Here is a 23,019-nt window from a genome sequence, read left to right as displayed (position 1 = left end):
GGTGGCATGCTCGTCGCGTGAGCGAGCGACACGCGGTCCTGACCGTCTGGGAGACCGGCTTCGCCTGGTCGGCGTCGCCCGATGTCGACTACGCCGACGTGCACGTCGAGGGGTCCGAACCCGTGACCTACCGCGCCCGTGTCTGGGAGTCGCCGGTCGTCGAGTCGCCTTTCGCTGCAACCGAGCTCATCCCGTCATGGAACGCCCGCACCCCTGCCGGGACGTGGTTGCACGTCGAGGGCCGGGTCGGCGACGAGTCCGGGTGGACCCCGTGGTTCACCTTCGCCCGATGGGCCGAGGACGACCCGGCGGGGGAGTCGCCGATCACCCGGACGACGCTGCGCGGCCAGGCCTTCGACGCCGGGCGCGTCTCGACGGACACGTGGCTCTCGGCGGCCGGCCGGGGCGTCGAGCGGTGGCAGCTGCGCGTGACGGCTCTCGCCCGTCCCGGTGACGAGATCGCCTGGCCCACGGTGTCCCTCGTGGCCGGGGCGGCCTCGCGCTTCGAGATCACCCCTGACGAGCCGACCAGCGAGCCGGGCCCGGGCCGAGGCCACGAGGTGGGGGTCCCGCCGCACTCGCAGCGCCTGCACGTCGACACCTTCCCCGAATGGGACAACGGCGGGAGGTCGTGGTGCTCACCGACGTCGACGACGATGCTCCTCGAGCACTGGGAGCGCGCTCCCGGCCGCGACGACGTGGCATGGGTCGGCCACGACACGGACCCCGAGGTGGTGCACGGTGTGCGCCGCGTCTACGACCGCTCGTACGGCGGAGCGGGCAACTGGGCGTTCAACACGGCGTACGCCGGCGCGCGCGGCCTGCGGGCCTTCGTCACGCGGCTGCGCGACCTGAACGAGGCCGAGGCGTTCGTCGCGTCCGGTATCCCGCTCGTCGTGTCGGTGAGCTTCCGCGAGGACGAGCTCGACGGTGCCGGCTACGCGACCGAGGGCCACCTGCTGACCATCGTCGGCTTCACGGCCGAGGGTGACGTGGTCTCGAACGACCCGAACTCGCACCGGATCGCGAGCAACGACGAGGTGCGCACGGTCTACCGCCGCGACCAGCTCGAGCGGGTCTGGCTCGGCACGAACGGCGGCCTGACCTATGTCATGCACCCCGCCGACGTGGCGCTGCCGACGTCGCCGGCCGAGGCGAACTGGCGCTGACGCGTCATTTTCCTCCCCGGACTGTCCTCATCGCGAGAATTTCCGACGCAGAACCCCCATGCGGCGAGGACCGGGTGTTGACTGGCCGCGCGATCCCCCTCCGGAAGGTGTGCCATGCCCAGCCGCTCCACCGTCTCTGCCGCCCCGTTCCAGCCCAGCCGCCGCTCGGTGCTCGCCACCGCCGCCGCAGGTGCCGCCCTCGTCGGCGTCACCGCCGCACCGCGTGCCCGCGCGGCCACGCCGAAGAAGGGTGCCGCCGAGCGCCACGTCCACTACGCCTCGTGGTCCGGCGCCGACCTCGCCTTCGGACCGTTCGACCACACGATCGACTACACCGACCCGCACGCCACGGCCGGCACGCCGGTCACGTACGAGTACGCGACGTGGACCTCTCCCGTCGTCCCCCCGGGCTTCGGACTGACCGAGCTCGTCGCCTCGTGGAACGCCGCGACGCCGGGAGGGTCGTGGGTGGAGGTGCGCGTCCGAGGCACCAGTGCCGGCACGACGACGAAGGACTACGTGCTCGGGCGATGGGCGGCCGAGGACCCCGCCGACGGAGGTGGCATCCACCGCACCTCCCTCGCCGGCCAGGGCGACACGGTGGCCACCGTCTACACCGACACGCTCGCCACCCGAAAAGGCTTCAGCCTGACCGACTGGCAGCTCGAGGTCCGGCTCCTGCGTCCGCAGGGCAGCGCCGACACCCCGTCCGTGTCCGTCGTCGGGGCGATGGCCTCGGCCCTGCCCGACGCGAAGAAGGTGCCGCGCAGCCCCAACGGGCCCGCCTGCGGCACGACCCTCGACGTGCCCACGTACTCGCAGGAGGTCCACGTCGGGCACTACCCGCAGTGGGACAACGGCGGCGAGGCGTGGTGCTCACCGACCTCGACGTCGATGGTCGTCGCCTACTGGGGCGCCGGTCCGTCATCCGCCGAGACCGCCTGGGTCGACCCTCCCGTCGACGCCCAGGTCGACTTCACGGCGCGCAACGTCTTCGACTACACCTACGACGGCGCCGGCAACTGGCCGTTCAACACGGCGTACGCCGCGACCCGCGGAGACCTCCACGGCTTCGTCACCCGGTTGCGCACCCTCACCGAGGCCGAGGAGTTCATCGCCGCCGGCATCCCGCTCGTCGTGTCCGTCTCGTTCAAGAAGGGCGAGCTCACGGGCGCCGGCTACGGCACGAACGGCCACCTCATGGTCGTCGTGGGCTTCACCGAGTCCGGCGACGTCGTGTGCAACGACCCCGCCTCGCACCTCGTCGCGAGCAACGACCAGGTGCGCGTCGTCTACGACCGGGAGGAGTTCGAGAACGTCTGGGTGCCGCACAGCGGCGGGATCGTCTACGTCATCCGGCCCGCGGGCCGGGCCCTGCCGCCGGCCCTGGCACACGAGCCCAACTGGTGACCTGGGCCCGGGCGTGACGCGTCAGCGGCCGAGTCCCGACCTGGGGTCGCGGTCGGTGATGCAGTAGAGGGCGCCCGTCGGGTCCCGCAGGGTCGTCCACCCTGCACCGTGGTCGGCGACGAACACCGCGCCCAGACCCCGGTGCCGGGCGGTCTCGGTGGGTCGGTCGTCGCAGGCCAGGTCGAGGTGCCCCCTGACCTGCCCCGTCGCCGGCTCACCGAGCCGCTGGAGCAGGAGCCGGATCGGGATGCCGTCCGGGCGCACGAGGTGGCGGAACTCCGGCCGTCTCACCGAGCCGCGCACCGGCCACCCGGTCAGCTCGGTCCAGAACGTGCACTCGTCGTCGTAGCCGTCGTGGGGGATGTCGAGGCACACCTGGTCGACGACACTCTCGTGCGCCTGCGGCCAGCGGGTCGGCCACGGCCGCTGGGCGAGGGGCTCGTGGACGAAGCAGAAGACGAAGCCGCCGGGCGAGCGGAGCACGACGTAGCCGTGCTCCGACCGGTGGACGACCTCGGCGCCCAGGACCTCGGCCCGGGCCGCCGACTCGGCCGCGGACGTGACGTGCAGGTCGAGGTGCACCCCCGGGGCGGTGGACTCGCCGTCACCGGCGGCGGTGCGCTGGATCTTGAGGTAGGGGTCACCGACCGGCGGCAGCAGCGTCGTGAACTCCGCATGGTCCCCACGAGGCGTCGACACGGCATACCCCGTCACCGCCGACCAGAAGTGGGTTCCGGCCGCATGGACGTCGGGCGGCAGGTCGAGGAAGGCGGTGACCCAGCTGACCGTCGTCATGGTCCGAGCCTAGGCGAGGCAGACTGGGAGCATGCCGACTCCGACCTCCTCCGGCTCCCGGGGGCACACCCCGCCCGGGTGGCCGCCGGGAGTCCCGCCGGCCCACACGCCCGGCTGGGAGGAGCGCGCCGTGCTGTGGCTGCTCGACCAGTGCCCCCCGGACTACCGGGCGTACGACGGGTGGCGGCGTCACCCGATCGCGCTCGCCTGGCTGGCCGGTCGGCACCTCGACGGACAGGTCGTCGCGATGCGCGACGCGTGGCGGGAGGCGCGCGTGGCCATCGGGCCGCACGTGCCGGCGGAGGCCCTGACCGAGATCCTCGGGCAGATCGAGGCCGAGGGGATCCGGCTGCTCGCCGCCTCGCGGTCGGCGCGGCTGCTCCACGAGGCGCTGCAGGGCAAGGTCTTCGCGCCGCGCCTGTGACGGCGTCCAGGCGGTCGTGTGGAGGTTGTGTGACGGGGCCGACGGCGGTCTGCACGCACCGTTGGGAGCCGCCACGCGTTGACCCGTAGACTCGATCGACCCACCCGAGTGGGTGGACGACCACCGAGAGGACGACGCAGCGTGGCCCTGCTGGAGACGATCACGAGCCCGGCGGCGCTCAAGGCGCTGCCCGCGACCCAGCTGCCGGCCCTGGCGGAGGAGATCCGCACCTTCCTCGTCACCGAGGTCTCCAAGACCGGCGGACACCTCGGCCCGAACCTCGGGGTCGTCGAGCTGACGATCGCGCTGCACCGCGTCTTCGACTCCCCGCACGACACGCTCGTCTTCGACACGGGCCACCAGTCCTACGTGCACAAGCTGCTGACCGGGCGCCACGACTTCAGCAAGCTGAAGAAGCAGGGTGGTCTGTCCGGCTACCCGAGCCGTGCCGAGTCCGAGCACGACGTCGTCGAGAACTCGCACGCCTCGACCGCCCTCTCGTGGGCCGACGGCATCGCCAAGGGCCGGCGCCTGAGCGGCGAGCCCGACCGCCACACCGTGGCCGTCATCGGTGACGGTGCCCTCACGGGCGGCATGGCCTGGGAGGCGATCAACAACATCGCCGTCGACAAGACCCTCCCGCTCGTCATCGTCGTCAACGACAACGAGCGCTCCTACGCCCCGACCATCGGCGGCCTGGCCGACCACCTCGCGACGCTCCGCACGACGCGCGGCTACGAGCGCTTCCTCGAGTGGGGCAAGCGCTCGCTGGCCAAGACCCCGGTCGTCGGCGGCGCGATGTTCGAGACCCTCCACGGAGTCAAGAAGGGCATCAAGGACATCGTCGCGCCGCAGGGCATGTTCGAGGACCTCGGCCTGAAGTACCTCGGCCCCGTCGACGGCCACGACGAGCAGGCGCTCGAGCGGGCGCTGAGCAAGGCCAAGGACTTCGGTGGTCCCGTCATCGTCCACGTCATCACGCAGAAGGGCCGCGGCTACCAGCCGGCCATCGACGACGAGGCCGACCAGTTCCACGGCGTCGGCAAGTTCAACCCCGAGACCGGGCTGCCGTTCGAGGTCTCGGGGCGCATCTGGACCGACGAGTTCAACGAGGAGATGGTGGCGATCGGGCGCGACCGCCCCGACGTCGTCGCCCTCACGGCCGCCATGCTCATCCCGGTCGGCCTCGACGGCTTCGCGGCCGCCTACCCCGACCGGGTCTTCGACGTCGGCATCGCCGAACAGCACGCCGTCACGATGGCGTCCGGGCTCGCGTACGCCGGCATGCACCCGGTCGTCGCCGTCTACGCGACGTTCCTCAACCGGGCCTTCGACCAGCTTCTCATGGACTGCGCCCTCCACGGGGCCGGCATCACCGTCATCCTCGACCGGGCCGGTGTCACCGGCAGTGACGGCGCCTCCCACAACGGCATGTGGGACATGACCCTGACCTCGATCGTGCCCGGCCTGCGCCTGGCCGCACCCCGCGACGGCGAACAGGTGCGCAAGCAGCTGCGCGAGGCGGTCGACGTCTCCGACGGCCCGACGGTCATCCGCTTCCCCAAGGGCGACGTCGCCGACCCCCTGACCGCGGTGCGCTCGATCGGTGACGTCGACGTGCTCTTCGAGAACGCCGGCGACGACGTCGACCTGCTCGTCGTCGGGGTCGGCGCGTTCGCCGGGCTCGCCATCGAGGCGGGCGAGAAGATCGCGGCGCACGGTCGCACGGTCCGCGTCGTCGACCCACGGTGGGTGCTGCCCGTGAGCGACGACGTCGTCGCCCTCGCGCGGCGAGCAGGCGCCGTGGCCGTGGTCGAGGACAACCTCGTCAGCGGGGGCGTCGGCGCGGCCGTCACCCTCGCACTGCGTCAGGCCGAGGTCGACGTGCCCGTGCACACCTACGGCATCCCGAAGCGATTCCTCGACCACGCGTCGCGCGGCCAGATCCTCGAGGAGCTCGGACTGACCGGTGACCAGGTCGTCGCTGACCTCGAACCCCGCCTCTGACCGACCGTCCCACCCTCTCCCGAGGTGCATCGGGCCTGCGCCCGGTGATGAGTTCTCGCGCCTCCACCCGTCACACCTACGACGGGACACGACGAGAGGGAGGATGACGTGATGAGCGCGGACCTGCGGGTGGAGGAGCTGGGCGTGAGCGGTGCGGGCGGGAGCCGGCTGGACGAGGTCGACGAGCCGGAGTTCGCGAGGCTGGTGGCGCGACACCGCCGGGAGCTGCACGTGCACTGCTACCGGATGCTCGGGTCGTTCGAGGACGCCGAGGACACCGTGCAGGAGACGTTCCTGCGGGCCTGGCGGCGGCGGGAGACCTTCGAAGGGCGCTCGACGTTCCGGGCCTGGCTGTACCGGATCGCCACCAATGCCTGCCTGGACCTGCTGGCCACGCGCCGCCCGGAGCCGGCGACCGGCGGCGAGGTGCCGTGGCTGCAGCCCTACCCCGACCGGCTGCTCGACGAGCTGCCGGCCGACGTCGCGGACGAGCCGGAGACCGTCGCCGTGGCGCGCGAGACGATCGAGCTCGCGTACCTCGTCGCGGTGCAGCACCTCGCGCCGCGCCCACGGGCGGTGCTCATCCTGCGGGATGTGCTCGGCTGGCCGGCGAAGGACGTCGGGGAGCTGCTCGGGGACTCCGTCAACTCGGTGAACAGCGCGCTGCAGCGCGCCCGGGCCGGCATGCGGGAGCACCTGCCCACCGAGCGGCAGGACTGGACCGGCGCCGAGGAGGACGCCGGGACCCGAGAGCTGGTGCGGCGCTTCACCGACGCGAGTGTCGCCAAGGACATCGACCGGCTCGCCGCGCTCGTGCGTGACGACGTGCGCTGCTCGATGCCGCCCACGCCGGGCCTGGTCGTCGGCCGCGACGCGGTGGTGGCCGACTGGGTCGAGAGCGGCTTCGAGGACCTCGGGAACCTGCGCACCGTCCTCACGTCCGTGAACCGGCAGCCCGCCGTCGCCTTCTACCTGTGGCAGGAGGGAGCGGGCGCGTACCTCCCGCTGACGATCGACGTCCTGCGCGTCACCGGTTCGGCGATCACCGAGATCGTGACGTTCCACGCCGACCAGTTCCCGCGTCTCGGCCTGCCGGAGCGCTTGCCGGCCCTCGGCTCGGAGTAGCCCCCGGACCGGACGCGCGGGCGGCGGCAGCGGAGGTCTGCCGCCGCCCGCGCGGGTGCCCGACCCGAGCCGTGGGCGCGGCGGAGGTCAGAGCGTGGCGGTGTCGATGACGAAGCGGTAGCGCACGTCCGACGCCAGGACCCGCTCGTACGCCTCGTTGACCTGGTCGGCCGCGATGACCTCCACCTCGGCGCCGATGCCGTGCTCGGCACAGAAGTCGAGCATCTCCTGGGTCAGGGCGATGCCGCCGATCATGGAGCCCGCGAAGGAGCGGCGCGCCCCGATCAGGGAGAACACGTTGACGCTCAGGGGCTCGGCCGGTGCGCCGACGTTGACGAGCGTGCCGTCCACGGCGAGCAGCCCGAGGTAGGCATCGAGGTCGATCCTGGCGCTGACCGTGTTGATGATGAGGTCGAACCGGCCGGCCAGCTGCTCGAACGTCGACGGGTCGGAGGTGGCGTGGTACTCGTCGGCGCCGAGGCGCAGGCCGTCCTCCTGCTTCTTCAGCGACTGCGAGAGCACGGTGACCTCGGCGCCGAGGGCGTGGGCGATCTTGACGGCCATGTGCCCGAGGCCGCCGAGTCCGACGATCGCGACCTTCCTGCCGGGACCGGCGCCCCACCGTCGCAGCGGGGCGTAGGTGGTGATGCCCGCGCAGAGCAGGGGGGCTGCCGCAGCGGGGTCGATGCCCTCAGGCACGCTCAGCACGTAGCTCGCGTCGACGACCACGTGGGTGGAGTAGCCGCCCTGGGTCGTGGTCCCGTCCCGGTCGGTCGCGGCATACGTGCCGACCATTCCGTTCTCGCAGTACTGCTCGTCGCCGCGACGGCAGTTCGCACACTCGCCGCAGGAGCTGACCATGCAGCCGACACCCACTCGGTCGCCGACCCGGTGGCGGGTCACGTCGGACCCCACCTCGGTGACGACGCCGACGATCTCGTGACCGGGAACCACCGGGAAGGGCTGGGGGCCCCAGTCGCCGTTGACGGTGTGGATGTCCGAGTGGCAGATGCCGGCGAACTCGATCTGGATGAGGACGTCGTCGGGTCCGACGGCACGGCGCTCGATGACGGTGGGGGCCAGGGGCTGGCCGGCGGCCGGTGCGGCATAGGCGTTGACGCGCATGCGAAAGGTTCCTTCGTGTGTGGGGGTGTCGCTGGGTGGGGGGTCTGGCTGGGTGGGGTGTGGGTGGGGGAGGCGCAGGGGTGCTCAGGCGCCGTACTCGTCGTCCGTGACGTGGTCCAGCCAGGTCACGACCCGGCCCTGCTCGTCGGCTTCCTGGATCGCGACGTGCGCCATGAAGCGTGCGGAGGTCGCACCGTGCCAGTGCTCCTCGCCGGGCTCGATGTAGACGACGTCCCCCGGGCGGATCTGCTGAACCTCGCCGCCCCGGCGGGCGACGTATCCCACTCCGTCGGTGACGTACAGGGTCTGTCCCTTGGGGTGGTGGTGCCACGCGGTCCGGGCGCCGGGGGTGAAACGGACGTGGGCGCAACCGACGGCCGACTGCTCGTCGGGGTTGCGGATGCCGTCGACGTAGACGGTGCCGGTGAACCAGTCCGCGGGACCCTCGGTGGTCTGACCGCCGCTCTGGGTGAACTTCATGTGGGGTGCACTTCCTTCTCGTCACGGTCCGGAGCGCCGGAGCGCCGCTCGGACCTCGTTGCGGGTGTCGGGGGAGCTCGTGGGGTGGGCCGCCGCGACACCGTGGCGTGTCGCGCCTACGACCTGCCCGCCCGCTTGATCTCGTCAGCCAGGTGGCGGGCCTCGCCGGACAGGAGCTCCGCCCGTCCGTCGTCGCCGGCGGCCACGGCGTGCCAGTAGTCGATCTTCAGGGCGACGTACCGCTGCCGGAGCACCAGCTGCCGGGCCTCCGACGCCAGGCGACGCTGCTGCTGGGTGAGCAGCTCGACCTGTTCGCCGGCGGCGGACGGGCCGAGGTGCCCGTTGGCGACGTACGTGCGCATGTCGCTCACGGACATCCCGGTGGCGGCGAGGCAGGCGACCCACATGATCTGGTCGAGGTCCTCCTCGTCGTAGACCCGGTGGCCGCTGCTCACCCCGCGGCCGACCGGGGCGATGACACCGATGGACTCGTAGTAGCGCAGCGTGCTGGCCGGCAGGCCGGTCAACGCCGCGGCCTCCTTGATGGTGTACTCGTGCCGGGTGGTCTCTGCGCTCACCTCCACCACGCTAGGAACTTCAAGTACTCGAAGTCAAAGCCCCGCACGTCCTCTCCGGACGACACGCGGGTGTGTCGCTGGGCCGGCAAGGGCGCCCGGCCTCCGACCCACAGGTGGCTGTGAGACACATGGCGACCCCTGCTTTGTGGTCTCCGAGACCACCGTGGGCCGTTCGAGGCTGAACTACTTTCGCCGAAACGGTTGGGCGTCAACGGATCTCGTTGCAGCAAAGGCGCGAGCGCCCGCCAGAGGTGGAGGACATCGGTGTCCAAGCGGTGGAGTCTCGCGCTCGCGAGCGCCATGATCACGCTGTCGGTCGCAGCCTGCGGCTCTCCCGGCCAGCCGGGCGCAGCGCCCGCCGACAACGGCACGGGAGCCGCCTCGGGCGGCGCCGGCGAGCCGTACAAGGTGGGTCTCGTCTACTCGAAGTCCGGACCGCTCGCGAGCTACGGCGAGCAGTACCGTCAGGGCCTCACGGCGGGCATCGACTACGCCACCAAGGGGACCGGCGCGGTCGCCGGCCACACGATCCAGATCACCGAGCAGGACGACGCGGGTGACCCGGCCAAGGCCGTCGCCTCGGCGACCGACCTCATCGGGCAGGGCAACACGATCATCGCCGGCTCGACCTCCAGCGGCGTGGCCCTGCAGGTCGCCCCGCTCGCCAAGGACAACAAGGTGCTCTTCATCTCCGGCCCGGCCGCCGCCGACGCCGTGACCGGAGCGAACCGCTACACGTTCCGCTCGGGCCGGCAGACCTACCAGGACGTCGCGACCGCGGGCACCATGCTCGGTGACGTCAAGGGCAAGAAGGTCACGGTGCTGGCGCAGGACAGTGCCTTCGGCAAGGCCAACGTCGCTGCCGTGACGGCGATCCTCGGTGCCAAGGGCGCGACGGTCAGCGCCGTGGAGGTGCCCTCGGCGGCGACCGACCTGACGCCGTTCGCGACCAAGGTCAAGGGGGCTGCCCCCGACCTCCTCTTCGTCGCCTGGGCCGGCGCCAACGCCACGGCGATGTGGACGACCCTCGGCCAGCAGGGCGTCTTCGACTCGACGAAGGTCGTCACCGGCCTCGACATCAAGGCGACGCACGCCCTCTTCGGCGAGGTCGCGACGAAGATCGACTTCCTCTCCCACTTCTTCGATGGCGCGGCGGACAACGCCGCCTACCAGGCCCTCGATGCCGGGCTGAAGAAGCAGGGCGCCACTGTTGACCTCTTCACCAACGACGGCTTCGTCGCGGGCCAGATGATCGTCCACGCGCTCGAGGCGGGCGGCGGTGACGTCGACAAGATGGTCACCGCCCTGGAGGGGTGGACGTTCGACGGACCCAAGGGCTCCCTCGAGATCCGGGCCGAGGACCACGCCCTCCTGCAGCCGATGTTCACGGCGAACCTGAAGAAGGACGGCAGCAACGTCGTGCCGCAGCTCGTCGACACGCTCGACGCAGCAACCGTCGCGCCGCCCGTCACACCCTTCAAGTGATCGGACACCTTCCGACGTGATCAGCGCAGAGGCGGTCGGCTGGAAGGTCGGCGGCGCCCAGATCCTCGACGACGTCTCCCTGACCGTGGGGGCTGGTGAGCTGCTCGGCATCATCGGCCCCAACGGGGCGGGCAAGTCATCGTTCGTCAACATCCTCAGTGGGGTGACCAGGCCGTCGACCGGTCGGATCACCTTGCAGGAGAAGGACGTCACGGGAGCCAGCGCCACCAGGCGCGCCCGGATGGGACTGGCGCGCTCCTTCCAGACGTCCGCCCTCTTCGACGGCCTGTCGGCGGGGGAGAACGTCCGGCTCGCCGTCCAGGCGGTCGGCGGCGCCTCCTTCTCGCCCTTCCGGGCCGCAGGGTCGGCGTCGTCGGGCGTCATCGAGTCGCTCCTCGCCCGGGTGCGTATGCCGGGTCGCGCGGACACGCTCGCGGGTGACCTCTCGCACGGCGACCGTCGCAAGCTCGAGCTCGCGATGGCCCTCGCCTCCGACCCTGCGGTGCTGCTCCTCGACGAGCCGATGGCCGGCGTCTCGGCCGAGGACGTGGACGGGCTGACCGAGATCATCGGCGAGGTCCGTGACTCGGGGGTGGCCGTGGCGATGGTCGAGCACCACATGCACGTCGTCCTCGGCCTGGCCGACCGCGTGGCCGTCCTACACCACGGGCAGCTGCTCGCGGTCGGCGCGCCGACCGAGGTGACGGGCGACGAGCGGGTCCAGCAGGCCTACCTGGGAGAAGCACTGTGAGCGATCAGAACCCGTCGGTCGGAGGCGACGGCGCCGTGCTGCCCGTCCTCAGCCTCGACGACGTCCATGTCCGCTACGGCGGGTCGCACATCCTCCAGGGTGTGTCCTTCGACGTGCCGGCGACCGGCGTGACGGCGCTGCTGGGCCGCAACGGCGTCGGCAAGACGACGACCCTCAGGTCGATCATCGGTCTGGCACCACGCACGGGACGCATCCTGCTGCAGGGCAGAGAGATCCAGGGCCTGACGACGGCGCGGATCGTGCGTGGCGGGATCGGCTACGTGCCGGAGGACCGGGAGGTCTTCGGCGGCCTGACCGTCGACGAGAACCTCCGGCTCGTCGACCCCGTCCGCGGTGTCGACGCCGACGTGGTGGCGCGGCTCTTCCCCGACCTCGTCCCGCGCCGGGCACAGCGGGCCGGCACGCTCTCGGGCGGCCAGCAGCAGATGGTCGCGCTCGCCCGGGTCCTGCTGCGCGAGAACGCCCTCCTGCTCGTCGACGAGCCCACGAAGGGCCTGGCCCCCAAGCTCGTCACCGAGGTCGCCGACGTGCTCGCCGAGGTGGCACGCACGACCCCGGTCCTCCTCGTCGAGCAGAACCTCCCGCTCGTGCGTCGCATCGCGGACCGCGTCGTCGTCCTCGACGCCGGCACCGTCGTGCACCGCGGGGCCGCGGCCGACCTCGTGGCCGACGCCGACCTGACGCGTGAGCTCCTCGGGGTCTCGATGCGACGGGAGGGAGCAGCGTGAGCGACCTCGTCCTGCTCCTCGTCACGGGTCTCGGGCTGGGCGCCCTCTACTTCATCGCCGCGAGCGGCCTCAGCCTCATCTACGGCCTCATGGGAGTGCTCAACTTCGCCCACGGCGTCTTCATGACCGCGGGGTCGTATGCCGCCTGGCTGACGATGGGGGCCCTGCCTGCCGCGTGGCCGGTGGCGGGCCGACTCGGGGTCGGGGTCGTCGCTGCCATCGCGCTCGGGGCCGTCGTCGGCCTCGTCGTCGAGGTCGTCCTCATCCGGCCGCTCTACCGCCACCACATCCAGCAGGTCCTCGTCACCGTGGGCCTCTCGCTCGCGGGCGTTGCTGCGGCCCAAGGCATCTGGGGCGCCGACCCACGCCCCGTCGACAAGCCGGTCTGGATGAGCGGCACGACCGAGGTCCTCGGCGCACGCCTGCCGAACGACCGGTTCGTCTACCTCCTCGTCGCGCTCGCCCTCTTCGGCGGGCTGCTCGCCCTGCTCCACCTGACTCGCCTCGGCCTCGTGATCCGGGCCGGCGTCGAGAACCGGACGATGGTCGAGGCGCTGGGCATCAACGTCCACCGCACGTTCACCATCGTCTTCGCGCTCGGTGGAGCCGCGGCCGGCCTCGCGGGGGTGCTCTACTCGCAGTACGCCGGTGCCGTGTCACCCGCGCAGGGCGGCTCGCTGCTCATCTTCGCCTTCATCGTCGTCGTCATCGGCGGCATGGGCTCCCTGACGGGGACCGCCGTCGCAGCCGTGGTCGTCGGGCTCGTCCAGCAGCTCGCCAACTACTACGCCGCGAGCGGGGTCGGCGACCTGTCGGTCGTGCTGCTCCTCGCACTGGTCCTCCTGCTCCGACCGACCTCCCTGAAGGGAGCGACGGCATGACGTCGCCCACCGACCACCTCACGGACACGCATACGCCCTCGGTGACCCCGGACGGAGAGGGTGAGGCCACGGCCTCGACGACGCCCACGGCGTCGGGGGAGGGGAGCCACGCCGCGCGACGCGTCGTCCGGGCGCTGCCCGCCGTCGTCGGCCTGGCGGTGCTCGCCTACCTGCCCTACGTCCCCATCGAGCTGCCGGGCGTCCTGCCGGGACGGGTCAACGGTCCCGGCTCGATGCAGCTGCTCGCGACGTGCCTCGTCATCGGCGGGATCGCGCTGAGCTACGACGTCCTCTTCGGTCGCACGGGCCTGCTCAGCTTCGGGCACGCCCTGTTCGTCGCTGCCGGCAGCTACCTGCTGACGATCTCGCTCTCCACCTGGGCACTGCCCCTTGCGCTCGCGGTGCCCGTCGCGCTGGGCCTGTCCACGCTGCTCGCCGTCGTCGTGGGCGGCATCGCCCTGCGCGTCGGCGGCATCGCCTTCGCGATGGTCACCCTCGCCTTCGCCCAGGCCGCGTCGATCATCGTCATGCGCAACCCGGGAGGCGTGACCGGGGGCGAGGAGGGGCGCCCCCTCGACCGCGCGGCCGTGCCCGACGTGCTCGTCGGCGTCGCCAACGCGCCGTACCGCTTCTGGCTCGCCCTGGCCTTCGTCGTCGTCGCCTGGGCCGTCGTCACGCTGCTCGTGCGGTCACGAGCCGGCCACGCGATGGCGGCGGTACGCGAGAACGAGCAGCGCGCCGCGGTCCTCGGCTTCGGGACGTACCGGGTCAAGCTCCTCGCCATCGTCGTCGGGTCGTTCCTCGGCGCCCTCGGTGGCGTCGTCCACGCCCTCGTGCTCGGTGGTTCCAACCCCCACCTGACCACGTCGGAGTTCACGCTCTCGCTGCTGGTCATGGTCGTCCTCGGTGGAGCGGGAAGCCGCTGGGGCGCCGTCATCGGAGGGGTGCTCTACACCTACGCGGACGCGCGGCTCGTCGAGGTGAGCAACGCCGCCGTCCTGCAGGACCTGCCCGTCGTCGTGCGCCAGGTGCTGTCACAGCCGCTCTTCATCCTCGGCGTCTTCTTCGTCGTCGTGGTCTACTTCGCACCATCGGGCCTGACCGGGCTCGGTGGGAGACTGATCAGGAGGTCAGGGTCACGATGAGCACCACGCCGTCCGCCTTCGTCATCGAGCTGCCCGAGGGGAGCCTCGCCATCCACGACCTCAGCCTCGGGACTCCGGCAGCCGACGCGCCCGTGGTGCTCGCCGTCCACGGCATCACGGCCAACGGCCTCTCGTGGCGACGGGTGGCCGACGAGATCGGCCGCCGCCACGGTCCCGGTGGCGTCCGGTTCCTCGCCCCCGACCTGCGCGGGCGCGGTGACAGCCGGTCGGCTCCCGGTCCGTACGGTCTGGGCGCCCACGTCGACGACCTGACCTCCATCGCGACCGTGTTCGGCTCGGCCCCGGTCCTCGTCGGACACTCCATGGGTGCCTTCATCGCGGCCCTGGCCGCGGCCCGCCACCCCGACCGGTTCCCCGCGGCCGCGCTCGTCGACGGAGGTCTCGCCTTCCCCGTGCCCGACGACCTCGACGTCGACGCCGCCCTCCAGTCGGTGATCGGTCCGGCCATGGACCGGCTGTCGATGCGCTTCGCCGGCCCCGCGGCATACCTCGCCTTCTGGTCCGGGCACCCCGCCCTCGGTCCGGTGCTCGACGGACCCGGCGGCGATGCCGCACGGGCCTACATCGAGCACGACCTCGTGCACGACCCCGCGGACGGGCAGTGGCACAGCACGTGCGTCCTGGACGCCGTGCGGGCCGACGGGGCCGACGTCATGGCAGACCCGGAGACCCATGCCGGCCTGCGGACCGCGGTCGAGCACGGCGTCCGGACCGAGCTCGTGTGGGCCGAGCGCGGCCTGCTCGACGAGCCTCAGGGGCTCTACGACGAGTCCCGGCTGGCGGCGCTGCACGTCCCGGACGGTGTGCGGACCACACGTGTCGACGCCAACCACTACGACGTCATCCTCGGCGACCGTGGGGTCACGGCCGTCGCCGACGCCGTGGACCGGCTGCTCGCCGGCTGACGACGAGCGGATCACCGTCTGCGGGTGATGTCGGCGGGGACGACGGCGTCGGATCCTGCTCGCATGAACGGGATGAACGTCGATGCAGACACCTTCGCGCGCGCCGAGACGGACCGGATGTTCACCGCGCTCGCCGCGGACGCCGGCGGAGTCAACCGCCTCAACCACTCGCGTACGCCGACGCCCCTGACGCACCAGCCGGTGATCCGGATGAACCGCGACACGCTCTACAGCGCCGCCGTCGTCGACCTCAGCGAGGGCGCGGTGCTCACACTGCCCGACACCGGAGGGCGCTACCTCTCGGCGATGGTCGTGAACCGCGACCACTACGTCAACGCCGTGCTCCACGAGCCGGGTCGGCACGAGCTGACGACGGAGCGCTACGACACCGACTACGTCCTCGTCGCGATCCGGACCCTCGTCGACCCCACTGATCCCGACGACGTCGGGGCGGTCAACGCACTGCAGGACCGGATCGCCCTCACGGCTGCCTCGGCCCGCCCGTTCACGGCCCCGGCCTGGGATGCTGCGTCGCTGGACCGCACGCGGTCTGCCCTGCTCGAGCTCGGCAAGGGGTATGCCGGCTTCGACGGCGCGTTCGGGGCGCGCCAGGACGTCGATCCCGTCCGTCACCTCGTCGGGACGGCTGCCGGGTGGGGTGGGCTGCCATCGGGTGAGGCGACGTACGTCAACGTCGATCCGGGCCTGCCGCCGGGGGAGTACCAGCTCACGGTGCGGGAGGTGCCGGTCGACGGCTTCTGGTCGATCTCGCTCTACAACGCGGACGGCTACTTCGACGACGACGGGAGCGCGGTGAGCGTCAACGACCTCACCGCCGAGCGTGATCCCGACGGCTCGGTGACGGTCCACTTCGGTGGGTGTGGTGACGGCCGGCCCAACTGCCTCGGCATCAAGGACGGCTGGAACTACCTCGTGCGCCTCTACCGGCCACGGTCCGAGGTGCTCGACGGGTCGTGGACCTTTCCCGAGATCACGGTCTCGCGGTGACGGGCGGGCCAGGGGTCAGGCCGGGGCCTGGAGGGCGCGCAGGCGCAGCGCGATCTGCAGCTCGAGCGAGTGGTCGGGATGCTGCCAGGTCTCCCCGAGCAACGCTGCGATGCGCTCGAGGCGCTGCGAGACCGTGTTGACGTGGACGTGCAGCGTGCCGGCGGCGTGCCGGGGGCTGCCACCGGCCGCGTAGTAGGCCGCCAGGGTGCCCACGAGGTCGGTGCCGCGCCGCTCGTCGTAGTCGAGGACGGGGCCCAGGAGCTTGCGGACGTACTCGTCGACGTCGGGAGCGGATCCGACGATGAGACCGGCGAAGCCGAGCTGGGTCGCGGCAGCGCCCTTGCCCCGGTGGCCGAGCGCGATGAGCGCGCCGACGGTGCGGTGCCCCTCCTCGTGCGCCTCGCTCACGTCGTCGACGTCGCTGACCGGACCGACACCGGCCACGGTGACGCACGTGCGCTTGCCGATGCGTGCGGCGACGGCGCGGGCCAGGCCGTCGGCGTCGGTCCCGGGCACGAGCGCGATGACGTCGCCGTCGTGGGAGCCGACGAGCGAGGCCTCGCCCGTGGCTGCGCTCGCGGAGATGAGCAGGGCCCGGTGGCCGGTCGGTTCGTCGCCCCGGAGCACGAGCAGGCAGAAGGGCTTCTGCGGGTCGAAGCCGACGGCGCGGGCGAGCGTCAGGCGTTCCTCCCGGGAGCCCCGTGCGCTCACGAGGTCGCTGACGAGGCGGTTGCGCGCGGACTGCCGGGCGTCTGCGGCCTGCCGCTCGAAGAGCAGGACGAGGGCCGTGACGACACCGGCGCGCTCGACGGTGCGCTGGTCGGAGTCGCTGAGGGTCAGGCCGCCGACATAGATCGTGCCGAGCCGTTCGCGCGCAGCGGTGACGGCCACGGCATAGACGCCGTCGCGCTCGACGAGGCGACCGGCACCGAGGTCGGGGATGGCGTCGAGGGCGGAGAAGGGGTCGCTCCCGGTGTCGTCGTGCGCCGGGGCGGGACCGGACGCACTGTGCCGGTGGCCGTGCTCGTCGACGAGCACGGCCCAGCCGCCCAGCAGCTCGGCGAGGGCGTGGGTGATGTCGTCGACGCCGCCGCCACCGAGCACGAGGGAGGCGAAGCGGTCGTGCGCGGCGGCCGCCTTCTCCACGCCCTCGGCGTACTGCCGGACCGTCTCGTGGGCGTCCGACAGGGCGGCCAGGGCGTTCTCGGCGTCGGCGAGGGCGCGGGTCTGCACCAGGGTGACCGCGGCCAGGGTGGCGAGGTTGCCGAGGAGGCCGACCTCCTCGCGGGTGAACGGGCGCGAGGACCGGTTGGCGGCGAAGAGCACGCCGACGAAGTGCTTCTCGACGATGAGCGGCGTCCCGCAGATCGCGATGATGCCCTCCTCGCCGACGGCGCCGTCGATCGCGTTGGTGTGGCGGAAGCGCTCGTCGGCCCAGTAGTCGGCCGTCCAGTAGGGCTTGCGCGTCGAGGCGACGAGGCCGCCGAGGCCGGCGCCCAGCGCGAGCCGCACCGACTGGAACACCGCCGAGACGGAACCGTCGGTGGCTCGCATGAAGGTGTCGCCGGCGTCGGGGTCGTAGAGCGTCAGGTAGGCGAGGTCGGTGCCGACGAGGCGGCGTGCCCGGCGCACGATCGCGTCGAGCACCGAGCCCGGGTCGCTCTCGGTCGCGAGCTCGCGGGCCGTGTCGAGCAGGGCGGCCAGGCCGGCCTCGCGGTGCTGGTGGACCTCGCGGGCGCTCGCGATCCGCAGCGCGAGGTCCCGCGCCTCGCTCGGGGCGTCGGCGGCGGCGATCTCGGCGACCGGTGCGTCGGCGGCCAGCAGCTCGAGCAGGCCGACGACCTGGTCGGCCTGCTCAGCACCCGCCTGGTCGGCGGGCTGCGTCTCGCTGCGGGTGGCCACGGGCAGATCCTAGGCGGGGTCGGGACTCGATGGGCGGGTGGTCGGGGCGGCGACGCGGGGTCGCGGGCGGGGTCGTCGGCGTCGAGGCGCGCTCAGTGCGCGGTCCAGCCGCCGTCCATCGAGAAGGACGTGCCGGTGATCGAGCCGGATGCCGGACCGCACAGGAAGAGCGTCAGCGCCGCGACCTCGTCTGGCTCCACGAGGCGCTTGACCGCGACGGGCGCCAGCATGACCTTCTCGACGACCTCGGACTCGGGGATGCCGTGGGTGCGGGCCTGGTCGGCGATCTGCTTCTCCACCAACGGCGTCCGCACGTAGGCGGGGTTGATGCACGTCGACGTGACGCCGTGCAGGGCTCCCTCGAGCGCGACGACCTTCGAGAGTCCCTCGAGCCCGTGCTTGGCGGTGACGTAGGCCGACTTGAAGGCGCTGGCGCGCAGGCCGTGGACGCTGGAGATGTTGACGACGCGACCCCAGCCACGGTCGTACATGTGGGGCAGGCTCTGTCGGATCAGCCGGAACGGCGAGACGAGCATGAGGTCGAGGATGAAGTCGAAGCGGTCGAGCGGGAAGTCCTCGATCGGGCTCACGTGCTGGATGCCGGCGTTGTTGACGAGGATGTCGACCTCGGTCGGCAGGTCGGTCAGCGCCTCGAGGTCGGCGAGGTCCGCCGCGATCGTGGCGATGCCCGAGCCCTCGGCGAGCGAGGCGAGGCCCTCCTCGTCGCGGTCGACGGCGTGCACCTTGGCTCCGGCGGCCGCGAGGGCGACGGCCACGCTCGCGCCGATGCCGCTCGCGGCGCCGGTGACGAGGGCCGTGCGCCCGGTCAGGTCGATGGGGTCGTTGACCGCCAGGGAGCCGCGTCGGAAGCGGTCCGGGGCGTCGTCGCGTGCGTCGTCGGGGGCGTCGGCCATGCGGGAAGACTAGGTACGGGGGTCCGGGCCACCTGTGTGGCGGACGAACACAAAACCCCCGATCCCATGTGGACCGACATCACGTCCCGGACCACGCCGGGACGGTGCCGGGACCTTTGCCTCTGGCGGCGCCGACGCCGCGGCCCGGACGCTGGAGAGGTGCAGACCGTGGCCAGGACGAACGGGGGGTCGGTCCGGGGCGCCGTCACCGAGGGCGTCCACACGTTCCTCGGGGTTCCGTATGCCGCCCCGCCCGTCGGTGCCGACCGGCTCCAGCCGCCGAGGCCCCATCCACCGTGGGAGGGCGTGCGCGACGCGACCCGCCCCGGGGCGGAGCCCCCGCAGGTCGCACCCCCGCGCACCGGCGGCCCCGGTGCCGGTGCCGCGGAGGACTGGGACGACGTCGGCGACGCGTTCGGGGCGGTGGAGCGGGGGGACCCCTCGACGGACTGCCTCAACCTCAACATCTGGACGCCGGATCTCGGCGCTGCCGGCCTGCCGGTGATGGTGTGGATCCAGGGCGGGATGTTCGAGCTGAGCTCGACCGCGGTGTACGACGGGACCTCCTTCGCCCGGGACGGCGTCGTGTGCGTCGTCATCAACTGGCGTCCGGGAGCCGAGGGCTTCCTCTACCTCGACGACGGGATCGCCGACCTCGGCCTCCTCGACCAGGTGGCGGCTCTCGAGTGGGTCCGCGACAACATCGCCGGCTTCGGTGGCGACCCGGGCAACGTCACCGTGTTCGGGGAGTCGGCCGGGGCGATGAGCATCGGCTGCCTGTTGGCCATGCCCCGGGCCACGGGCCTCTTCCGGCGAGCGATCCTGCAGAGCGGTGCGGGGCACCACGTGATCGCACCGCCCGACGCGCTCGCGATCGCCCGCGACCTGGCCACCCGGCTCGGCGTGGCCCCGACCCGCGCCGCGATCGCCGGCGCCGGTGTCCCGCGGCTGCTCGCCGCGCAGGCCGCGCTGAAGCAGGACCTCCTTGCGCACCCGGACCCCGGGCGCTGGGGCCTCGACGTCGTGACGAGCACCATGCCGTGGCAGCCCACCGTGGACGGCACGGTCCTGCCCGCTCCGCCGGTCGAGTGCATCGCCGCAGGGTCGGCCGACGGCGTCGACGTCCTCATCGGGACGAACACCGACGACTGGAAGCTGTGGCTGATCGTCAGTGGAGCGATGTCCAGGATCACCGAGGAGGTCCTCGCCGGCCCGGTCGGAACCTATGGGCACCAGTGCCTCGCGGCCTACGGCCTCGCGGCTCAGAGCGCCCTGCCGGCGTACCGGGAGCGCTGTCCCGGTGCGGGTCCCGGTGACCTGCTGGCCGCGGTGCAGACGGACTGGTGGATGCGCATCCCGGCCCTCCGCCTCGCCGAGGCCCACTGGGCGGCGCCCGCACGGACGTTCATGTACGAGTTCGCGTGGCCGTCGCCCGGACTCGGAGCGGTCCATGCTCTCGAGGTCCCCTTCGTCTTCGACACGGCCCGGCCGGACGCCCCGCTCTTCGGGCCTCTGCTCGGGCCCGACCCGCCGCAGGAGCTGGCGCGGACGATGCACTCCGCGTGGATCTCGTTCGCGACGACCGGTGACCCGGGCTGGCCCGCCTACGAGCGCGTCGGACGCGCCACGATGCACCTCGACACCACCTCGTCGGTCGTGCACGACCCCCGGGCCTGGGAGCGTGCCTTCTGGAAGGACCTCCGGTGACCGCGGGCCGAGGCCGAGACCCGGGCTACGTGGTCCAGCGGGTCCCTCGTGACCGCCGGCCGGTGCTCGACCGGTTGGCGGGAGCGAGCCGACGGTTCCAGGTGCACGCGCTCGTCGAGCTCGACGTGAGCGAGGCCCGTGCGCGGATCCACAGAGCGCGGGAACCCCTGACCTGGACCGCCTTCGTCATCGCCAGCGTGGCGCGGGCTGTGGCGCTGCACCCGGACGTCAACGCCCGGATGTCGGGCAGCAGCGTCATCACCTTCGACCGCGTCGACATCGGCGCCACGGTCGAGCGGCCGGGGCAGGGGCGTCCCGTGCTCGACATCGTGGTCGTGCGTGGCGCTGACCGCTTGGGCTGCGTCGAGATCACCCGGCAGCTGCACGAGGCGAAGGTGGGCCCGGCCGCGCCGCATCCACAGCGGGGCCTCGTCGCGCAGGTGCTGCGCCTGCCCGGTCCACTCCGGCGCACGGCGATCCGGCTGGCCGCGAGGCGGCCGTCCGTGTCGGCGACCTTCGGCCCGGCGGTCGGAGTGACGTCGATCGGGATGTTCACCCACGGGTGGGGATGGGCGATCCCGCTGGCGCCGCTCACGGTCATCGCCACGGTCGGTGCCGTCGTCGACCGGCCCGTGGTCGTCGACGGCGTCGTGGTGGCCAGACCGATGCTGCCGCTCACGCTGAGCTTCGACCATGCCGTGGTCGACGGCGCGCCGGCGGCCCGGTTCGTCGAGACGTTACGTGGCCTGGTGGAGACGGCGGCCGCCCTCGACGAGAATGCAGCGCCGCCGGACGACCGGGGTCAGATGTCGCGGAAGACCTCGATCGTCGCGCCGAGCGCGTTGAGGCGCTCGGCGAGGTCCTCGTAGCCGCGGTTGATGACGTAGACGTTGCGCAGCACCGACGTGCCCGGCGCGGCGAGCATCGCGAGCAGCACGACGACGCCGGGACGCAGCGCCGGCGGGCACACGACCTCGGCCGCGCGCCAGCGGGTCGGGCCCTCGACGATGACGCGGTGCGGGTCGAGCAGCTGCACCTTGGCGCCGACCTTCGTCAGCTCGGTGAGGTAGATGGCCCGGTTCTCGTAGACCCAGTCGTGGATCATCGTGCTGCCCTCGGCGACGGCCCCGATGAGCGCGAAGAACGGCAGGTTGTCGATGTTGAGGCCCGGGAACGGCATCGGGTGGATCTTGTCGGTCGGCGCGTGGAGCGGCCCGGGGATCGTCGTGAGGTCGACGAGACGCGTCTTGCCGTTGGCCGAGGTGTACTCCGGCGTCAGGTCGTACTTCATCCCCATGCCGTCGAGGGTCGCGAGCTCGATCTCGATGAACTCGATCGGCACCCGACGGATCGTGATCGAGCTGTCGGTGACGACGGCGGCGGCGATGAGGCTCATCGCCTCGATGGGGTCCTCGCTGGGGGAGTACTCCACGTCGACGTCGATCTCGGCGACGCCGTGGACCGTCAGGGTCGTCGTGCCGATGCCGTCGATGCGCACGCCGAGCTTCTCGAGGAAGAAGCACAGGTCCTGGACCATGTAGTTGGGGCTCGCGTTGCGGATGACCGTGGTACCGGGGTGGCGCGCGGCCGCCATGAGGACGTTCTCGGTGACCGTGTCGCCGCGCTCGGTGAGCACGATGGCACGGTCAGGGCTGACCGAGCGGTCCGAGCGCGCCTCGTAGAAGCCGTGCGTCGCGGTGACCTCGAGCCCGAACGCGCGCAGCGCGGCCAGGTGGGGCTCGACGGTGCGGGTACCGAGGTCGCAGCCGCCGGCGTACGGCAGCTGGAAGGCGTCGTGCTCGTGGAGCAGCGGCCCGAGGAACATGATGACGGTGCGGGTGCGGCGGGCGGCCGCGACGTCGATGTCGTCGAGGTTGAGCTCGGCCGGCGGGATGATCTCCAGGTCGTTGCTGTCGGGCAGCCAGCGCGTCTTGACGCCGATGGAGGCGAGCACCTCGAGGATGCGGTTGACCTCCTCGATGCGGGCGAGGCTGCGCAGGGTGGTGCGGCCGCGGTTGAGCAGGGCCGCGCACAGGAGCGCGACGGCGGCGTTCTTGGAGGTCTTGACGTCGATCGAGCCGGTGAGCTTCTGGCCACCGACGATGCGCAGGTGCTGCGGGCCGGAGTGGCCGAGCGAGACGAACTCGGAGTCGAGGGCGTCGCCGATCTTGGCCAGCATGTCGAGGCTGAGGTTCTGCTTGCCCTGCTCGATGCGGGTGACGGCGCCCTGCGAGGTACCGAGGAGGTCCGCGAGGTCCGACTGGGTCATCCCCTTGTGGCGTCGCGCGTCGCGGATGAGTCCGCCGATCCGGGTCAGATAGGTCTGAGGCACGACGTCGAGGCTAACTCATATATGAGTTACGGCAAATCCGCCGCACGGCCGGAGGCCACGGACCGGGACGTCCCCGGGGTCCGTGGCCTCCGAACAGCGATGGCGT

Annotated in this window: 21 protein-coding genes; 14 read left to right on the top strand and 7 right to left on the bottom strand. The window is 72.1% G+C overall.

All coding sequences use genetic code 11. The annotated features are described in order from the left end of the window. Positions 1-17: 17 nt before the first annotated feature. On the top strand, positions 18-1,169 hold the full coding sequence (locus tag ASD90_RS14490; protein ID WP_056757937.1) for a C39 family peptidase: 1,152 nt from the start codon (positions 18-20) through the stop codon (positions 1,167-1,169). Between the two features lie 114 nt (positions 1,170-1,283). Beyond that, the gene (locus ASD90_RS14485; RefSeq protein WP_056757934.1) at positions 1,284-2,579 is read left to right on the top strand and encodes a peptidase C39 family protein; all 1,296 of its coding nucleotides are present in this window, start codon (positions 1,284-1,286) and stop codon (positions 2,577-2,579) included. A 21-nt stretch (positions 2,580-2,600) separates the two neighbouring features. On the opposite strand, the gene ASD90_RS14480 is transcribed toward ASD90_RS14485, so the two are convergent. After that, the gene (locus ASD90_RS14480; RefSeq protein WP_056757931.1) at positions 2,601-3,374 is read right to left on the bottom strand and encodes a VOC family protein; all 774 of its coding nucleotides are present in this window, start codon (positions 3,372-3,374) and stop codon (positions 2,601-2,603) included. 31 nt (positions 3,375-3,405) lie between these two features. On the opposite strand from ASD90_RS14480, the gene ASD90_RS14475 reads away from it, so the two are divergent. The 3 genes from ASD90_RS14475 (at position 3,406) to ASD90_RS14465 (ending at position 6,930) form a co-directional block, all read left to right on the top strand. Continuing rightward, complete coding sequence (locus ASD90_RS14475; RefSeq protein ID WP_235506676.1) at positions 3,406-3,798, top strand: hypothetical protein; 393 nt, start codon at positions 3,406-3,408, stop codon at positions 3,796-3,798. Positions 3,799-3,939: 141 nt separating this feature from the next. Continuing rightward, positions 3,940-5,805 carry a 1-deoxy-D-xylulose-5-phosphate synthase gene (dxs, locus tag ASD90_RS14470; RefSeq protein WP_056757926.1) on the top strand — a complete coding sequence of 622 codons (1,866 nt, stop codon included), beginning with the start codon at positions 3,940-3,942 and terminating at the stop codon, positions 5,803-5,805. A gap of 111 nt (positions 5,806-5,916) precedes the next feature. Continuing rightward, entirely contained in the window at positions 5,917-6,930 is a 1,014-nt protein-coding gene (locus ASD90_RS14465; protein WP_056757922.1) for an RNA polymerase subunit sigma-70, read from the top strand. Between the two features lie 87 nt (positions 6,931-7,017). Here the strand turns inward: ASD90_RS14465 and ASD90_RS14460 are convergent, their stop codons facing one another. The 3 genes from ASD90_RS14460 to ASD90_RS14450 all read right to left on the bottom strand — a co-directional run bounded on the left by ASD90_RS14460 (position 7,018) and on the right by ASD90_RS14450 (position 9,113). After that, positions 7,018-8,055 carry an NAD(P)-dependent alcohol dehydrogenase gene (locus ASD90_RS14460; protein ID WP_056757918.1) on the bottom strand — a complete coding sequence of 346 codons (1,038 nt, stop codon included), beginning with the start codon at positions 8,053-8,055 and terminating at the stop codon, positions 7,018-7,020. An 84-nt stretch (positions 8,056-8,139) separates the two neighbouring features. Continuing rightward, entirely contained in the window at positions 8,140-8,535 is a 396-nt protein-coding gene (locus ASD90_RS14455) for a cupin domain-containing protein (RefSeq protein ID WP_056757916.1), read from the bottom strand. A gap of 116 nt (positions 8,536-8,651) precedes the next feature. Beyond that, on the bottom strand, positions 8,652-9,113 hold the full coding sequence (locus ASD90_RS14450; protein WP_056758876.1) for a MerR family transcriptional regulator: 462 nt from the start codon (positions 9,111-9,113) through the stop codon (positions 8,652-8,654). 264 nt (positions 9,114-9,377) lie between these two features. Between ASD90_RS14450 and ASD90_RS14445 the strand changes: the two genes are divergently transcribed. From ASD90_RS14445 to ASD90_RS14415, 7 genes are all read left to right on the top strand, one after another. Further along, positions 9,378-10,598, top strand: a complete 1,221-nt coding sequence (locus tag ASD90_RS14445; protein WP_082588747.1) for a substrate-binding domain-containing protein — start codon at positions 9,378-9,380, stop codon at positions 10,596-10,598. Positions 10,599-10,614: 16 nt separating this feature from the next. After that, a complete protein-coding gene (locus tag ASD90_RS14440; protein WP_056757913.1) occupies positions 10,615-11,349 on the top strand; it encodes an ABC transporter ATP-binding protein in 735 nt (244 codons plus the stop codon). Continuing rightward, on the top strand, positions 11,346-12,098 hold the full coding sequence (locus tag ASD90_RS14435; RefSeq protein WP_082588746.1) for an ABC transporter ATP-binding protein: 753 nt from the start codon (positions 11,346-11,348) through the stop codon (positions 12,096-12,098). Before ASD90_RS14440 ends, ASD90_RS14435 begins: the two co-directional genes overlap by 4 nt. Beyond that, positions 12,095-12,979 (top strand): branched-chain amino acid ABC transporter permease, encoded by an 885-nt coding sequence (locus tag ASD90_RS14430; RefSeq protein ID WP_056757910.1) that lies wholly within the window; start codon positions 12,095-12,097, stop codon positions 12,977-12,979. Before ASD90_RS14435 ends, ASD90_RS14430 begins: the two co-directional genes overlap by 4 nt. Beyond that, a complete protein-coding gene (locus ASD90_RS14425) occupies positions 12,976-14,124 on the top strand; it encodes a branched-chain amino acid ABC transporter permease (RefSeq protein ID WP_056757907.1) in 1,149 nt (382 codons plus the stop codon). The genes ASD90_RS14430 and ASD90_RS14425 overlap by 4 nt, the downstream gene beginning before the upstream one ends. Beyond that, complete coding sequence (locus ASD90_RS14420) at positions 14,121-15,050, top strand: alpha/beta fold hydrolase (protein WP_056757904.1); 930 nt, start codon at positions 14,121-14,123, stop codon at positions 15,048-15,050. The genes ASD90_RS14425 and ASD90_RS14420 overlap by 4 nt, the downstream gene beginning before the upstream one ends. A gap of 63 nt (positions 15,051-15,113) precedes the next feature. Then, a complete protein-coding gene (locus ASD90_RS14415) occupies positions 15,114-16,058 on the top strand; it encodes a DUF1254 domain-containing protein (protein ID WP_056757901.1) in 945 nt (314 codons plus the stop codon). 15 nt (positions 16,059-16,073) lie between these two features. Here ASD90_RS14415 and ASD90_RS14410 read toward each other — a convergent pair whose 3' ends face one another. Both ASD90_RS14410 and ASD90_RS14405 read right to left on the bottom strand, forming a co-directional pair. Beyond that, positions 16,074-17,960, bottom strand: coding sequence for a GAF domain-containing protein (locus ASD90_RS14410; RefSeq protein ID WP_056757898.1), 1,887 nt, complete (start codon positions 17,958-17,960; stop codon positions 16,074-16,076). A 92-nt stretch (positions 17,961-18,052) separates the two neighbouring features. Further along, the gene (locus ASD90_RS14405; protein ID WP_082588745.1) at positions 18,053-18,874 is read right to left on the bottom strand and encodes a 3-hydroxybutyrate dehydrogenase; all 822 of its coding nucleotides are present in this window, start codon (positions 18,872-18,874) and stop codon (positions 18,053-18,055) included. 168 nt (positions 18,875-19,042) lie between these two features. On the opposite strand from ASD90_RS14405, the gene ASD90_RS14400 reads away from it, so the two are divergent. Together ASD90_RS14400 and ASD90_RS14395 are read left to right on the top strand one after the other, a co-directional pair. After that, positions 19,043-20,581 carry a carboxylesterase/lipase family protein gene (locus ASD90_RS14400; protein ID WP_235506674.1) on the top strand — a complete coding sequence of 513 codons (1,539 nt, stop codon included), beginning with the start codon at positions 19,043-19,045 and terminating at the stop codon, positions 20,579-20,581. Continuing rightward, positions 20,578-21,450, top strand: coding sequence for a 2-oxo acid dehydrogenase subunit E2 (locus tag ASD90_RS14395; protein WP_056757892.1), 873 nt, complete (start codon positions 20,578-20,580; stop codon positions 21,448-21,450). Before ASD90_RS14400 ends, ASD90_RS14395 begins: the two co-directional genes overlap by 4 nt. Here ASD90_RS14395 and ASD90_RS14390 read toward each other — a convergent pair. Beyond that, positions 21,384-22,913, bottom strand: a complete 1,530-nt coding sequence (locus ASD90_RS14390; RefSeq protein ID WP_056757889.1) for a UDP-N-acetylglucosamine 1-carboxyvinyltransferase — start codon at positions 22,911-22,913, stop codon at positions 21,384-21,386. The two genes, ASD90_RS14395 and ASD90_RS14390, sit on opposite strands and share 67 nt — an antisense overlap. Positions 22,914-23,019: the final 106 nt, after the last annotated feature.

Origin of the sequence: Terrabacter sp. Root181, from assembly GCF_001428505.1 — a bacterium.
Classification (GTDB): domain Bacteria; phylum Actinomycetota; class Actinomycetes; order Actinomycetales; family Dermatophilaceae; genus Terrabacter.
This window is presented reverse-complemented; position numbering and strand designations above follow the sequence as displayed.